This is a genomic window from Cupriavidus sp. GW822-FHT02D05, from assembly GCF_058802485.1.
The window spans coordinates 49,399-64,257 of record NZ_JBXAOE010000020.1 but is presented as its reverse complement, the minus strand read 5'-3'; the positions used below and the strand labels follow the sequence as shown (position 1 = coordinate 64,257).

Annotated in this window: 12 protein-coding genes; 7 read left to right on the top strand and 5 right to left on the bottom strand. The window is 65.2% G+C overall.

The window, feature by feature from the left end; genetic code table 11:
- Positions 1–4,280 (bottom strand): DUF6531 domain-containing protein (locus tag AC1RQK_RS25355; protein WP_492811754.1); only part of this gene is annotated, 4,280 nt, incomplete at its 3' end.
- Between the two features lie 47 nt (positions 4,281–4,327).
- On the bottom strand, positions 4,328–7,246 hold the full coding sequence (locus AC1RQK_RS25350; RefSeq protein WP_492811752.1) for a type VI secretion system Vgr family protein: 2,919 nt from the start codon (positions 7,244–7,246) through the stop codon (positions 4,328–4,330).
- A gap of 52 nt (positions 7,247–7,298) precedes the next feature.
- Here AC1RQK_RS25350 and AC1RQK_RS25345 point away from each other — a divergent pair, with 52 nt between their 5' ends.
- Entirely contained in the window at positions 7,299–7,532 is a 234-nt protein-coding gene (locus tag AC1RQK_RS25345) for a hypothetical protein (RefSeq protein ID WP_492371769.1), read from the top strand.
- Positions 7,533–7,965: 433 nt separating this feature from the next.
- Here AC1RQK_RS25345 and AC1RQK_RS25340 read toward each other — a convergent pair whose 3' ends face one another.
- Positions 7,966–8,865: a LysR family transcriptional regulator gene (locus AC1RQK_RS25340; protein ID WP_492811750.1), complete on the bottom strand. Its 900-nt coding sequence runs from the start codon at positions 8,863–8,865 to the stop codon at positions 7,966–7,968.
- Between the two features lie 52 nt (positions 8,866–8,917).
- Positions 8,918–9,691, bottom strand: a complete 774-nt coding sequence (locus tag AC1RQK_RS25335; protein ID WP_492811748.1) for a nitrilase-related carbon-nitrogen hydrolase — start codon at positions 9,689–9,691, stop codon at positions 8,918–8,920.
- A gap of 60 nt (positions 9,692–9,751) precedes the next feature.
- On the opposite strand from AC1RQK_RS25335, the gene AC1RQK_RS25330 reads away from it, so the two are divergent.
- The 5 genes from AC1RQK_RS25330 to AC1RQK_RS25310 all read left to right on the top strand — a co-directional run bounded on the left by AC1RQK_RS25330 (position 9,752) and on the right by AC1RQK_RS25310 (position 13,746).
- Complete coding sequence (locus AC1RQK_RS25330) at positions 9,752–10,273, top strand: LysR family transcriptional regulator (RefSeq protein ID WP_492811746.1); 522 nt, start codon at positions 9,752–9,754, stop codon at positions 10,271–10,273.
- 97 nt (positions 10,274–10,370) lie between these two features.
- A complete protein-coding gene (locus AC1RQK_RS25325) occupies positions 10,371–11,345 on the top strand; it encodes a Bug family tripartite tricarboxylate transporter substrate binding protein (RefSeq protein ID WP_492811744.1) in 975 nt (324 codons plus the stop codon).
- 16 nt (positions 11,346–11,361) lie between these two features.
- Positions 11,362–12,180, top strand: a complete 819-nt coding sequence (locus tag AC1RQK_RS25320; RefSeq protein WP_492371765.1) for a carbon-nitrogen hydrolase family protein — start codon at positions 11,362–11,364, stop codon at positions 12,178–12,180.
- Positions 12,181–12,292: 112 nt separating this feature from the next.
- Positions 12,293–13,366, top strand: coding sequence for a porin (locus AC1RQK_RS25315; RefSeq protein WP_492811741.1), 1,074 nt, complete (start codon positions 12,293–12,295; stop codon positions 13,364–13,366).
- An 8-nt stretch (positions 13,367–13,374) separates the two neighbouring features.
- Positions 13,375–13,746 (top strand): hypothetical protein, encoded by a 372-nt coding sequence (locus tag AC1RQK_RS25310; RefSeq protein ID WP_492371763.1) that lies wholly within the window; start codon positions 13,375–13,377, stop codon positions 13,744–13,746.
- Positions 13,747–13,794: 48 nt separating this feature from the next.
- Here AC1RQK_RS25310 and AC1RQK_RS25305 read toward each other — a convergent pair whose 3' ends face one another.
- On the bottom strand, positions 13,795–14,169 hold the full coding sequence (locus AC1RQK_RS25305) for a hypothetical protein (RefSeq protein WP_492811739.1): 375 nt from the start codon (positions 14,167–14,169) through the stop codon (positions 13,795–13,797).
- A 240-nt stretch (positions 14,170–14,409) separates the two neighbouring features.
- On the opposite strand from AC1RQK_RS25305, the gene AC1RQK_RS25300 reads away from it, so the two are divergent.
- Complete coding sequence (locus tag AC1RQK_RS25300; protein ID WP_492371761.1) at positions 14,410–14,817, top strand: hypothetical protein; 408 nt, start codon at positions 14,410–14,412, stop codon at positions 14,815–14,817.
- Positions 14,818–14,859: the final 42 nt, after the last annotated feature.

Below are 14,859 nucleotides of genomic sequence, written 5' to 3'. Positions count from 1 at the left end.
TCATGATCGTAATACTGCCCCTGGAACCGCAACGGGTTATGAATCCCCGCCTTGCGCGCCGCATCCGTTATCACCTCCTGCGCCGCGCCCCACGCCTTGTACTGCACACTCCAAGCAATCTCGCCCGCCTCGTCGGTCAACTCCTGCGGCGTGCCCAGGTGATCGCACTGGTACCACGCGATTGCGTCGAACGCCTGCGGCTCAATGGCCTGCGTCCATAGCGGATCCTCGTCAAGATCATAGTCCTCCGCATAGGCTGGCTGCACTGGCAGGGTGATGGCTTCGCGGCGCACCGCCTGTGCCAGCGGCACGAAGCTGCCCGGCTCATACAAATAGTGCGTGGTGCGTGCCGCGCCCGCAATGACCTGGAAATGATCCCCCACGCCCGCCTCCGGCTCCTGGCGGCTTTCCCATGCCAGTTGATCCCCGTCCCAGCCGTACATGGTGAAGGCGCAGCCGCGTTCCTTGTTCCGCCGCGCCCGCTCGTTGCGCCGGTAGATCGAGCCATCGAAGGCGTTTTCGAAGTAAATGGCTGACGACAACTTGGTGAGCCGCCGCCCTAGCGCATCGTACCGATAGCGCACTTCCAGTTCCGGATTGTGGTAACCCGCCAGCCGGTTGAAGCTGTCCCAGATGAAGCGTTCCCCCTTGCCGTTGGTCACGCGTTCGCTCAGGTTGCCGCGCTCGTCCCAGGTGTAGTGGGTGCCGGCATATTCCCTGAGCAGGTTGTCCACCAGCCTCGGCCGCCCCGACAGGCGGCTGTGGAACTCGGGCCTGCCGCGCGCCGGGTCGGCTGCGAAGGTGCGCGTGGTGGGGTCATGGAGCAGGTTGCCCGCGGGATCGAAGTCGAAGGTTTCTTCGCCAAGCGCGCTGTTGGCGCTCAGCAGCCGGCCCACTGGGTCGTAGCGGTATTGCAACTCACCGCGCCGGGTGTCGCCGATGCCGCAGAGTTGCCCCGCTGCATCGTAGTAGTACCGCCGGTGCACCATCCGCTTGCCGCCCCGGGCTTGATCCGCTTGCGAAAGCGTCTGCTCCAGCAGCCGCCCGGCCGGGTCGTATGCCTGTTCCTGCGCGAGCCGGTTGCCCTGGGTACGGAACACTTCGCGGTGCAGGTTATCGCGTTCGAACTGCACGAGTTCGCGGTCATCCAGCATCATGCCGTGCACATGGCCACTGCCATAGGTCAGCATGCCGATTCGGTGCCCGTCCGGGCGCACGGTGGCGATACGCTGGTTCAGCGCGTCATACTCATGCCGCCAGACGGCCACCAGGGGCGTCTTCAGGCAGAGGTAGTGCTGGTGCTCGCGTGTCACGTTGCCGCAGGCGTCGTGGAACCATTGCAGCCGGCTGTCGGCGTTCTCCGCCAGGATCAAGCGCCCGTTGCCGTCGTAGGCAAAGATTTCCACTTGCGGCTCGGCGACCATGCCTTCCTTGTCCTGCAGGCCGGCGCGGCGGCGCGTCAGGCGGCCCGATGCGTCGAAGTCGAACGCCGTCAACAACAGGTTAGCGTCGGTGGCCTGCACAAGCACCCCGCTGGCCGGATCGTAGTGGTAGCGGGTTGCCTTGCCGTCGAACCCGGTCTCGTGCAACAGCCGGCCGACCGGGTCGTACTGGAACGCCGTCCTGGCGGCGTTCTCGTTGGTGAGCGCAGCCAGCCGCCCTAGCTTGTCCCACTGGTAGCCCAGCGTCTGGTTGGCGGCGTCGGTGCGTTCGGCAATCAGGCCCGCGTCGTTGTAGCGCCACACGGTGCGCCGGTGCAGCGCGTCGGTGTGCGCCAGCAGCCGCCCCTCGGCGTCGCGCTCGAAGCGTTCCACCCGCTCGTCGGGGTGAACAATGCGGGCGAGCTGGCCGGCTTCGTAGTGGTACTGCGTGATGGCGCCCGCCGCATCGGTGAACCGGATCAGCTCGCCGCGCTCGCCGTGCTTCCAGGCGCTGGTCTTGCCCGAGCAGTCGGTGTAGCTGGCAAGCTGCCCCGACGGGGTGTAGGCCAGTTTCGTCATGCCGCCCTTGGCGTCCGTGATCCCGACCAGCAGGCCCGCCTTGTTGTAGGCGTACGCCGTCTTGTGGCCCAATGGGTCGATCTCTTCGGTCAGGTTGCCGTGCAGGTCGTAATCGCGCTGCCACAGGCCGCCCTCGGCGTCGCGGATCTTGATGAGCTGGTTCTTGTCGTCCCAGGCGTAGTGCACCGCGCTGTCATCCGGGCGGATGTGCTCGACGAGGTTGCCGTTGGCATCGTAGGCATAGCGCTCGACCGCGCCATCCGGGTGCACGTGCTTGACGACGTTTTTCGCATCGTCGCGGAAGAACCATTCGGACAGCCCGTCGGGGTACTTGATGCGATAGGTGTAGCCGAGGATGTCGTAGTAATGCCAGGTCTCGTTGCCCAGCGCATCGGTGACGTAGGTCAGGCGGATGTTCTCGTCCCACGCCAGGCGGGTATCGAAGCTGCCGTCGTCGGCCCATTCGCGCACCGCGCGGGCGTCCGGGCCATCGCCCAGCCACTGCAGGTTCATGCCGCGCCCGGTGCGGTCGGTGTAGCGGGTGACGAGGTGGTGCCGGTAGGTGTAGTCCCAGTGCGCGGCATGCTCATCCTGCGCCATCACCAGATCGCCGGCGGCGTCGTAGGTGTAGCGCGTGAGCTGGCGCACCAGCTGGCCGCCTGCGATCTGCCACAGCTCGGCGATGCGCCCCGCGTCATCCAGGCGGATGCCGACGTGGGCGAGCACGGTCTCGCCCTGGTAGGCGATCACCTCCGAGAGCACCGTGTCACCCGCCGTGTCACCCGCCGCGTCACCGCCCACGCGATGGTCATAGTGCAGCGCCACCCCGGCGCCGCTGCGCAGCGTGATGCCGGTGAGCCGGAAGCGCTGGCCGTGGCGCTGGTACGCTTCCTGGCTCTCGAAGCCCCGCGCCAGCGTCAGGGTCTGCTCCGAGACCCGCACCAGGGTGACGTCCTCGATGGGATCATGGCGGAACTTGCCGACATCCGGCAACGGATAAGCGTGGCTGCGGCCGTCCGCGCCGTGGTAAAGCACCCCGTCCTTGACGATGTCAAAACGCGTCGTGTAGGGCGTGATCCAGCGCGCGCCGGATTCGCCGTGGTCATAGGCGGCCAGGCTGGAGCGGTAGGTGCGCGTCCATGCGATGGGCAACAGCCCCGGCAGCACAAAATCGGTGTGCGACAGGGTTTCGTCGCCGGTGGCAAAGCTGATGCTGGGTCCGGTCCCGGCTGGTGCCGGGCAGTTCTTGCAACCGGGCGCGCCCTTGGCCGGCGCCTGGTTGTTGACCGTGCCCAGTTCGCCGTCGTGCGCCCGCTTCCTGGCTTCGCCGGTTTGACGGGCAGGCACGTTGGTGCTTTGCCCGGCGCCTTTCTTCTTGCGCCAGCGCGCCACCGCCTGGGCCAGCACCGCCAGCAGCCAGCCAATGCTTTGCTGCGCGGCCGGGTCCCCGAGCTGGGCCATCTGCGCGCGCAGCAGCGGCCCCATCTGGCGAAGTTCGGCCGCGCTGGCGACCACCTTGCGCTGGACTTCGTCCGGCACGGCCAGCCTGACCGCGGTATTCGCGGCGGCCTTCCCGGCCGCCTTGTAGACGTTCCACGCGGCACCGAAGATGTTGACGATGGCCGCCTTGGGATCGTTCACGATCTGCTTGATGGCGGTGCGGGCCTGCTTGCCCGCCGCCTGCGCGTTCCCCGCCGCGTCGAGTTTGCCCAGCGCCGCCCGCTCCAGGCCGCTGGCGATCTCCAGCGTCATCTTCTCGCCCAGCACGCCGGCGTCGTCCAGGATGCCGGCCAGCTTGCCTTGCGCCTTTTGCACGAAGTCGTCGATCTCGCCGACGATGGTTGCATTCAGGTGCCCCACCAGCACGTCGATCAGGCCATCGCCCAGCACGGCCCTCGCGCTCTGGCGCAGCTCCTGACGCACCAGCGCCAGCGTGGGCCGCAGGCTCATGCGCGCCGCCGCCATGGTCGGCGGCGCGGGCAGCACGCCGATCAGGTTGATGCCCAGGCTCACCCAGTCGACGAGGTGCCGCGACTTGCTGCGCGCGAGCGTCATCACGTCGCCCAGCGCGTCCACCAGCGCCATGATGTTGCCCACCACCGGCAGGCCGCCCGCCACCATCTTGATGCGCGCCAGCGTCACCACGCCGCCGCTGGCGCTTTGCAGCCAGGCATCGACCTTGGCGGCGCCCTTGCCGACGTCCTCGACGGCGATCGTGTTCAGGGGGGCGACTGCGGATTGCGGCTCGCGCGGCTTGGCTGCGGGGGTCGGGTCTGCCATGGATTCAATGCGAAGACGTGAAGGGGGAAGTGAAGGGGGCGCGTCGCTCAGGCGAAGCCGGGCGTGTGCAGGGAGGGGAGCCTGGGATGTTGCGTTGCCTTGGCCAGCGCCGGCGTGCCTGGCGCCGGCATGGCGCCGAGCAGCGTTTGCACACCGGACAGGCCGAGCGCGGCGGGCCCGGCCTTCACCGCCCCCGCTACCTGTTGCGCTACCTGTTGCGCCCCCTGGACCGCTTGCGTGGCCTGCCTGGTGGTGGTCAGCAACTGGCTGGCCAGGGCGTTCGCAGCCGGCGCCGGCACGCCGCCGGTGAGCGCCTGCGCCGGCGGCCACGTCGGCTCGGCGACGTAGCTGCCTTCGGCCCAGGTGTCCGCCGGGTCGATGCCAAAGACCACCTTGGCGGGCCCTGGCGCGATGCCGCTGGCAATCGCGAAACCCTGTGCGTCGAGCTTGCCGACGGTCACCTGGCCCAGCGCGTCCTCGACCCGGAAGTCGCCGCCCTGGATCCCGCGCCGGTTGGCGTAGTGGTTGAACAGTTCCAGGTTGCCCTTGCCCGGCTTGGGCGCGTCGGGGAACTGCGCGGCGTGCGTCTGCGCGCCGATGAAGGCATAGCTGCCTGCGTGGATCGTGTAGGCCGCACCCGTGCGGTGCGTGATGCCGCCCCCGTTGTAGGTCGTGGCGCTGCCGCCCCCGCTGACGACCAGTTCCTCCTTGGCCGACAGCGTGATGCGGTTGGCCGTGGCCGTGACATTGAGCTTGGCAAGCAGCTTGATGCTGTCCTGCAGCGCGCGCAGCTCGATGTCGCCGCCCGCGGCCACCAGGCGCCAGCCCATGCTCTGGATGAAGACGCGCACCCCGCGGCTCACGCTGGCCAGCAGGCGCTGGCCAACGGCAAGGCTGGTGTGGCCACCGCTGGTCAGCGCCAGGTGCTCGCCCGAGGCCAGGTGTGTCGAGCGCGCCGTGCTGGCCTCGATGCCGGCGGGGCTGGCCAGCACCAGGTGGGGCGCTGCCAGTTCGGGGAAACTGCCGGCCTCGCCGCTGCCGCGGATGTCGTCGTTCTGCGCCTTGATGGTCTTCGCCACCTCGGCCTGGTCGGCACGTTCCTGCGCCTGGTTTTCCTGCGCCAGCGCGGCCAGCGTCGCCTGCTGGCCGCGCGCCTGCGTCAGGCGCTCGAGCGTTTCGCCCATGTCCTTGTGGTGGGCGCTGGCGTTGCGGCGCGCCTCGGTGGTGATCAGCATGCCGTTGGCACGCACCACGCCCTGTCCGTCGGTGCGCAGCTCGAACCCCTCGCCGCGCTTGTCCTTGCGCCCGCTGCCGCGCAGCACACGGGTGAGAAAGCCCAGGCCCAGCCACGAAGTCTGGTGGTCGCTCTGAAGCTGGGTCTGGATCTCGCCCTCGGTGTCGTCCTGCACGAAGGTGTTGGTGCGCTCGCCGCGCAGTTCCTTGCTGACGAAGCCCGAGAGCGCATGCTGGCCGGGCATCGGCCACTGCGGCATGTTCAGCTGGTTCGGCACACTGCCCGTTACCAAGGGGCAATCGGGGTCGCCATTCAAGTGTTCAACGATCACCTCCTGGCCGATGCGCGGCACGTGCATCGCGCCAAAGCGCTCGCCCTGCCACGACGAGGACACCCGCACCCAGCAGGAACTGTCGGCGTCGCGCTTGCCCTGGCGGTCCCAGTGCATCTGGACGCGGATGCGCCCGTATTCGTCGGTCCATGTCTCCTCCCCGGCGGGGCCCACCACGGTGGCCGTCTGCGGCCCGTTGGTGCGCGGCTTCGGCTGGGTGCGTTCCGGGCGGAACAACGCGTTGGAAGGCTGGGCGGTGAAGTCCACTTCGCAGCGCCAGGACTGCTGGCCGCCAGAGGCCTCGGGCACCTCCTCGATCCACAATCGCGCAAAGAGAATCAGGTACTCGCGGTTGGCCTCGCTCTGGATGAAATTCGTGAGATGGAAGGTGCAGCCCGGCACCATGGCGCGCACGTTGCCACGGCCACGCGCGCGGGTGCCGTGCTGGCGCAGCGTCTCCATGCGGATGCGGGCAATCTGGTCGCCTTCCTGCCACGGGTCGTTGCCGGTGGCGGCCTGGCTGTGGTCGCCAGGGAACGCATAGATTTCCGCGTTGGCGTGCGCGGTATCGAGCGGATCGGAGGCCCGTACCGTCAGGTCGGCGCGCGGCCTGACGAAGTCGTAGTCCGAACTGGTCCACTGGCCCGATACCATCCGGTCGTGCAACTCGAACTCATGCAGGTGTTCTTCGTCGATCCGGTCGGCGGTGCCCTGCCAGCGGATGTCGTGATAGGCGGGGCTGGCAAAGGGCGCGAAGGCGCTGTTGCCATCGGTCAATACAAGCCGGTGCCGGCTCTCGCTGTGTTCAATGTGCCAGGCAATCCCCCACTCCTGCGTCAGGCGCTGGAAGAAATCGAAGTCGCTCTCGCCGTACTGCACCTGGTATTCGCGCTTGGGGTAGCGCGCCACATCCAGGCGCCGCTCCACCGGGAAGGTGTAGTCGGACAGCAGCGTATCGAGGATTTGCACGACGCTTTGCTGCTGGAAAATACGGAAATCCGTGGTGAGGGTCGTCAGCCACAGCCACGGGCGCAGCGTGAGGCGATAGGCAATCTGCCGGCCCATCGGGATCGGGCCGCGCACGTCGGTGACAAGCCCCGTGATCTCGCGCTCGCCCGCACCCACACCGCCGGACGATCCGCTGCCGCTGCCATCGAGCGCAATCGTTACCGTCAACTCCTGTCCGCGCAGCGCCTTGGTATCGAGATCCGCCGCGGGGCCAAAGTGCGCATTGCGATCGTCGGGGGTCTTGAGTTCCAGTTCGTATTCGAACAGGCTGCAGATCCCTTCGTTGCCAGACAGTTTGGAGAAAACCAGGGCGGGTCGCCCAAGGATTTCCGGTATGCCCGGACCCGTCACGCGGACAGTACGAGTGGAAGCCGATGGCAAACGAATACCCATGCGAAAACGCTCCGCCGCAGGTGAAGTAGCAAGATACGCAAGGCCATGAGGCTTGAACCTGATGCGCCTTGCGCCAGTGCTGGCGCACCGATCCGCAAGTGATTTTCATAAACACCAGGACGGTATCGTGCAGCGAGAAACGCTATGCCGCAATCGGACAAGTACGAAATTCGATGAGAAATTTGGCGATGAGGACGGCTATGAAACGATTAGAAGAGCGGCTACCGTTCGGTTCATTCAGCACATTGTGGGTGCTCAGACGCGAGCCGGCATGCTGCACCATTGAGGATGTGGAAGCGTTCTAACCTCCTACGGAACACCCTGCCCCTCACAAATGCGCAGGCGCTAGCTATTCACCGATGGCGCCTGCTTGCGCAACATCGGTTGCACGGCCACTGCCTTGCACCAGGGCACGAACCGGCCCCGGCTCGGTCCGGCTGAGCTTGCTGTACAGCGCGGTGATGGAAACCGGCAGCGCCGGACTGGCTTTGGCATGCCGCATACACCGACGGGCGCAGCCCCACGGCGACCAGCGACATGGTTTCCACCGTCGTCTAGAACAATTGAGAACGCATGACTGCGCCTTGGCGATGTGGGTTCGATAGCCATCCGGGTCTTTCCCGGAGACAGGAAGACTATGCTTCTCGTTGAAAACCGCGGCCGGCTGCCCTGGTGCGTGGGCCGATGCCTGCCTTGCGCATCGGGGCGCGCGAAATGCATCACTCGTTCGCTGGCGACGGCAGCCGCGCAATATCGCGGATGCACTCGGCGATGATACGGCGCAAGGGGGCCGATGGCAGATCGATAAAGGCGGCGAAGTATGTCTGCTTCGGGAACGGCCGGGAGAGCCCGAGCATTCTTAGCGTTCCCGTCTCGAGCTCATTGCGGATGAGGTCAACCGGCAGCACCGCGTATCCAACGCCAGCACAGGCGAGACGCAGCATCACGGACAAGGAACTGAGAACGTTCAGCTTGAAGCCGGCCAGATGCGGCGTGTCAAAGTAGGTGGCAACCGAGGCGAAGAGGTCCGAGTCGACCGGATACGAGAGCAACATCTGCCGTCTTAGCTCCTCGACCGATGGCGATACGTTGCCGGGAATCAGGCGGGGGCTGGCCACCCAGGCGTAGTCAAGCTCCAGCAGTTTCAAATTGACCACGTCCGGTTCGTTGACGCTGCCGAGGAGAAGGCCAATATCGAGCGCGCCGCTCAGCAGCCTGTGCCGAATGTCGGTGCTGGTGAGAGATGGCAGATGGATATTGACGTCAGACCATCTGGCATAAAGTACGTCAACCAGCGGCTCGAGTATTGCCCCGGCGACCGTGCCGCTCATGCCGATGGTGATCTGGCTGGGCAAGGCATCCCTTGCGGCAAACCGTTGGGTGAACGCGTCCGCAAGGGCAAGCAATTCCTCCGCGGGCGCCAGCATCTCGGCGCCCTCGGGGGTGAGGCACAGTTGCTTTCCCTTTTCCCGGACAAAGACCTTTACGCCCAACTCTGCTTCGAACGCGGCGATGCGCGCGGAGATGGTGGCATCGGTGGCGTGAAGCCGCTGCGCAACCAGGGTCATCCTGCGCAGCCGGGCCGCCCAGACGAATGTTTCAAGAAATCGAAGGTTCATGGGCTGGCATCCTGCGCATGGCTTTCGGCTTACGCTTCCCCGCCTGGCTGCCTCAGGCCTGGAAATTGACCGATGTCTTCGGCCGTTCGTCAACCGTCATTGAAAAGACATCCGGGCGAGAATAATGGCCGACCACGTCAAAGTCGTAGCGTGCACGCACCAACTCGCCGGTATCGATCTCGGCGGCTACCAGGCCTTGCGCATTCAGCAAAGGCCCGGCGATGATGTCGCCCATCGGGCCAATGACCACGCTGCCGCCGCGGATCAGCGGGCGATCTGCCTCCCAATGCGGTATGTCGATGCCGAGCTGCCGTGGCGAGGCCTGGACCTGGCAGATCGCGGCGCCCACGCGCCCGGCGGATGTCTGCAAGACAGGCAAGGTCGAGCCGTCTCCCTGGCCCCAGATGAGGCGCTCCGTTCCCGTCGGCATCAGCTCGCGGTGCTTCGCGGCAAGACCAGCGGCGGGATCGAAGAACAGAGCCGTACAGTACAGCGTATTGCCGTCTCGTTCAATGACCCGCACCACGAGGCTCGCGTCCGTGCGCGTGGACAGCGCCGCCAGCGCTTGCGTTTCGGGGCCGGGTACATCGATGGCGTTTTCGAAGTAGCTGGCGAATGCGTCGCGGCCCTCGGGCAGGCGATAGCCCAGCCGCGTACCGAAGATCTCGCCTTTGGGATACCCGCCCAGGAGTGCCTCCGGCATGACGACGACGCTTGCGCCGGATGCGAGGATCTTGTCCTCGGACGCCAGGATCCGGGCCAGGGTTTCGGCCTCTCCCGAGGGGGAGGAACCAATCTGGAGGGCGGCGCCGATGGCAGCGGGCATGAGGTGTGGCTCCGGGAAGCGGGTTGCGCTATGTTCACGCCCACGCCATCTTGAATCAAGATGGATATGGATGTATCTGATATGAATGCCGTAAATATCGAGACGATGGACCTCAACCTGCTGAAGGTCTTCGAAGCGCTCTACGAAGAGGGCGGCGCCAGCCGCGCCGCGATCCGGTTGGGCCTGACGCAGTCCGCAGTGAGCGCGGCGATCGGCCGCCTGCGTCGCGTCTATGGGGACCCGCTGTGCGAGAGAGCCGGCCGTGGCATGCGCCCCAGGGCGCGCGCGCAAGAATCGAAGCCCGTGGTCGGTGAAGCGCTGAACCACTGCCGCAAGAGCCTTTCGATGGTGGCGCCTGGCGGCAACGTCTTTCACGAAAGGACGATCTCCATCGGGCTATCGGATGACTACGAGATCGCCGTCGCGCGCCGCCTCGTTGGCCGCCTGGCGGAAACGGCGCCCGGCATCCGCTTGCTGTTTCGGCAGACACACAGTCAAAAGGCCGTGGAGATGCTGGTGGATCGCTCCGTGGACCTCATCGTGGCAGCGGGGGGAAGAGGAAGCCAAAATTTCTTTGTCTGAGCGTAATTTTTATTTGATTTACCAGCGCACCGGCTTACGGCACGATCTCACTCGTCAAGTGTGTTGCTTCATCACACTCATGTCATCGAGATGCCGCATGCCCCAATTGTCCCGCCTCGCCGTCGCCAGTCTCGCTGCGCTGTGCTGTGCGGCGCCAACCCTTGCCGTGTCGGCCGAGTGGCCGGCCAAGCCCGTGACGCTCGTTGTGCCATTTCCCGCGGGGGGAGGAAACGACGTGGTCGCGCGCCTGATCTCCGCCGCGATGAGTACGGCGCTCGGGCAGTCCCTCGTCATCGACAACCGGCCCGGTGCCGGTGGCACGATCGGTGCGGGATTCGTCGCCAAGGCGCCGCCGGATGGCTACACCTTGCTGCTTTGCTCCACCGGGAACCTGGCGGTCGCTACGGCGCTATACCCAAAGCTGTCCTATGGGATCAAGGACCTGGTCCCGGTGAGCCACATCGTCAATACGCCGACCATCTGGGTGGCAGCCCCTCAAATTCCCGCCAACAGCCTCAAGGAATTCATCAACCTGGCCAGGCGCGAGCCCGGCAAGTACAACTTCGCATCCGGCGGCAACGGGACGACGCCGCATCTCGCCGCAGTGGCCATGAAAATGCGGAACAACCTGGACATGCAGCACGTGCCTTACAAGGGCTCGACGCCCGCCTATACGGACCTTACCGCCGGCCGCGTCAGCTTGATGATGGATAGCGTCATCTCCGCGTTGCCTTTCGTTGAATCCGGCCGCGTCAAGGGCCTCGCGATAGGGACGGCCAAGCGCTCGCCGCAGCTTCCCGCGGTGCCCACACTGGCCGAGCAAGGCCTGGGCGAGCTGAGCTTTACGGGGTGGGTAGGCATTTGCGCCCCCAGTGGAACGCCGGCCCAGGTGGTGTCCAAGGTCAGCCAGAGCGTGAAGGAGGTACTTGCGCGGCCGGAGGTGCGCGATGCCTTCGCCAGGCAGATTGCCGAGCCGGTTGGCGATGGCCCCGCGAAATTCGCGGAGACGATCCAGCGCGATGCCCTGACCTGGCGAAAGATCGTCGCCACGTCACATGCGGAAATGGACTGAAGCGCAGAGCCGGAAAATGAAAATCGCTGCCATTCAGATGGTGTCTTCGCCGAGCCTGGCGGACAACCTTGCCGTTGCGGAGAACCTGATCGATGAAGCCGTGCACGGCGGTGCCACGCTTGTCCTGTTGCCTGAGTACTTCTGCCAGATCGGTCTTCACGAGACCGACAAGTTCGCGATTGCCGAGGCGTTTGGCGAAGGGCCAATCCAGGCTTGCCTGGCCGCCAAGGCAAGGCAGCACGGCGTATGGATCGCGGGTGGCTCGCTCCCGCTGGCTACCACGCAAGCGCCAAAGGTTACCAACACGACATTGTTGTTCGGGCCCACGGGAGAGGTCAAGGCGCGCTACGACAAGTTGCATCTCTTCAGCTACCTGGATGGCACTCGCGACATCGACGAGAGCCGGACGATGGTTGCGGGCACCGAAATGGTCACGGCGCAGACGGAGTTCGGCCGCGTGGGGCTATCCATTTGCTATGACCTGCGCTTTCCGGAGCTCTACCGGGCCATGCAGCAGGTGGATCTCATCCTCGTGCCGTCGGCATTCACGCAAACCACCGGCCGTGCGCATTGGGAGGTCCTGCTCCGCGCGCGCGCGATCGAGAACCAGTGTTATGTGCTGGCTGCCGCGCAAGGCGGGACGCACGCCAATCAGCGGCAGACGTTTGGCCACAGCATGTTGATCGACCCGTGGGGAGACGTGGTTGCCAGCCTGCCCCAGGGCGAAGGCGTTGTCATCGGCGAAATGAGCCAGGACCGTTTGCGCAGCGTCCGCGAAGCCATTCCGGCGCTCAAGCACCGACGGATTCCGGGGCCGACGGCCCTCGGTTTGTAATACAGCAGGCCGCGCCGGCGCACCTCAAGCGTTCCAATCAAGCGTGCCAATTCTTCCCGCACTCGTTCAAGACGAGGGTGTGGTCCTCGCATTGCCTAACGGTTTGAAATCCATGAAGACAAATACCGCAGCATTGGCTGCAGTGACGGGGCTGAGCATCTCGGTCTGCACCTGGGACGCAAAGGCCGAATCAACGGTCTTTGGTGTCGTGGATATGGCGCTCGATATCTCGAAGCAAGGACTGGGAACGCTGACCCGCCTGCAGAGCGGCAGCGACTGGGGCTCACGTTTCGGCATCAAGGGGGACGAGCGCATCGCGCCGGGCCTGAGCGCCGTTTACTGGCTGGAGAGCGGCTTTGGGGCAGACGACGGGATGTCCCAGCAAGGCGGGAGGCTGTTCGGACGCCAGATCTACATGGGGCTTGCCAGCGAGCAGGCGGGCCGGCTCACGTTCGGTCGCCAGTACTCTCCCGAGAACCGGATGTTCTGGAACATCGATGCGTTCAACGCGGGGCTGGCCGGCGGCCTGCCGGCCATCATTCCCGCCGGTGTGGCGCGTGCAACGCTCGGCCGGGTCGACAATTCCATCCTATGGACGTCCCCGGATCGCTGGCCCGGTGTCACTTACGTGATGTACGCGCCGGGAGAGGTCACGGGGAACCAGCGGGCCGGGCGGATGTGGGGCGTGTCCACGCGGCAGAAGAACGAGGTCGTCGACTTCAACATCGGCTTCGTGACACAGCGCAACGCGACCGACACGGGAAGGCTGCAGGCCTTCACCATCGGGGGAAACTACACGGTGGGGCCGGTGAAGCTGTTCACAGGCTGGCACCGCGACTGGAATAGCCAGGCGAACACGCCGGCAACAAAGGGCCCGGAGCAGGTCTACGACATGTTTCCCTTCGGCGTGAAGTACGGCGTCGGTGCGCACACCACGCTCATCGCCCAGTTCGTGCTGGTCAAGGACCGTACGCAAGGCGTGGCAAACAGAAGCACCAATCTCATTGCTATCGGCGGCCACTACGCGTTATCAAAGCGCACTGTCCTGTTCGCGGCGGCAGGGCGCATTCTCAATAAGAACGGATCACAGTACTCCCTTGGCGGTGGCTTGTACGCCGGCGGCACTGTCGGACCGGGTAACCCAACGGCACGCACTGTCCAGATCGGCATGCGGCACAACTTTTGAGAGATTCCATGATTTCAAACTGGATTGCACAGCATGCAGGATGCATCCGCGTATTTAGATTCGAGGTGTTGCCCGGCCAGGAACTGGCCTACCAGGAATACTTGCGGGATGTGGTGGAGCCCATCGACGAGGTTGCCTTTGCCGATGGTGCCTTCCTTGAGGTGCTTAGCCTGACCCAAGCCAATCCGCGCGCCAAAAGCGCGGTGCAATGCCGTGTGTTCACGTTCCGGGATGTGGCGCAACGCGATGCCTTTCCCGGGCTGATTGCCGAAGCTGCCAGGCAGTTCGATCAGACCGAGGAAGCACGCGATCTACGCAAGGCCTACGCCGATACGCTTCGGACCGTGGTCGGGGTCGACGACTACGAATTGAGCGCGTAGGAAGGGACGCCATCCCGCGACAAGGGGACCGCCGACGCGCGGCGTAGATCAATCCCCGCTCGCATCCTCTGAACGTTCGTGCAAGACGTGCCCGAACTCATCCAGTTCCTTCTGGATCCTCGCCATGCTGGCGTCAATGGTCTGCTGCGTAACTTCACCATCGACGAACTCAACCGAGACGCGGGCAACACGGGAATCCTTGTCGACGATGCCCTGCAGCACCTTGTCAAATAGCTTCTCCCCGGCACGCAAGCCGAGCGGGCGGGGAACAAGCACCTTGACCAGCAGGATCTCCGCCTCACTCTCCGATTTCTCCGTTTGCGCCAGATCGGCAAAGGCAGTCCGCAGATACGATTTGAGTTTCAAGACACTCAGGTTGCCGGGAACACCGATATGCGACACCCGAACCTTTTTCTCAGCCATGCTAGCTCTCCGCCGAAATTGAACGCGAGGACTATACCGCAGGCGGCGTCGGAATTGACGCGAAGCTTGCAAGGCTCGCGCCGCAGAGGATGGGGTGCACAACGGGCGCGCGCGGATAACGCGCCTCGGCGTCGATGGCAACGCTGGTAAATGACTGTTGCAAAATCAAACAAATTGTCAGGTGCCTCGGCGCTACAGTGGTCCTTCCCATGCCTGAAGGCGTTTTTAGGAGGTACACGAATGAAGCAACATCTGGCGAAATCCCTGTTGATGGCTGGCGCGATGATCGCGTCCTACCCGCTGTTCGCGCAGCAGGCCCAGCCCATCCAGCCGGCCCAGCCGATGCCGATGACTCAGCCGATGCAATCCCCCCAGCCTATGCAATCCGCCCAGCCGGTGCCATCCGTGCAGCCTGTGCAAGCCATGCCGGCGGCAGCGCCGTCGGCCCAGGCGACGCTGCCGGCCGCACGCGACCCTTATGCGCAAAGCGCCGAACAGCCGGTTCAGCCGGGCATGGCGAGCGCACCGGTCGACCCGACGCTGGCCCGCAGCCCCAGCCCGGCAATGGACGCCGCCAGCATGAGCCTGGCTCCCGATGCGCTCGGGACGCGCCTGGGCCAGCGCAATCCTTTCCTCGACGGTGCCTGAGCGCCCGTCAGCCTTCCTGAGGCCCAGTCCTTCGGAGTGCAA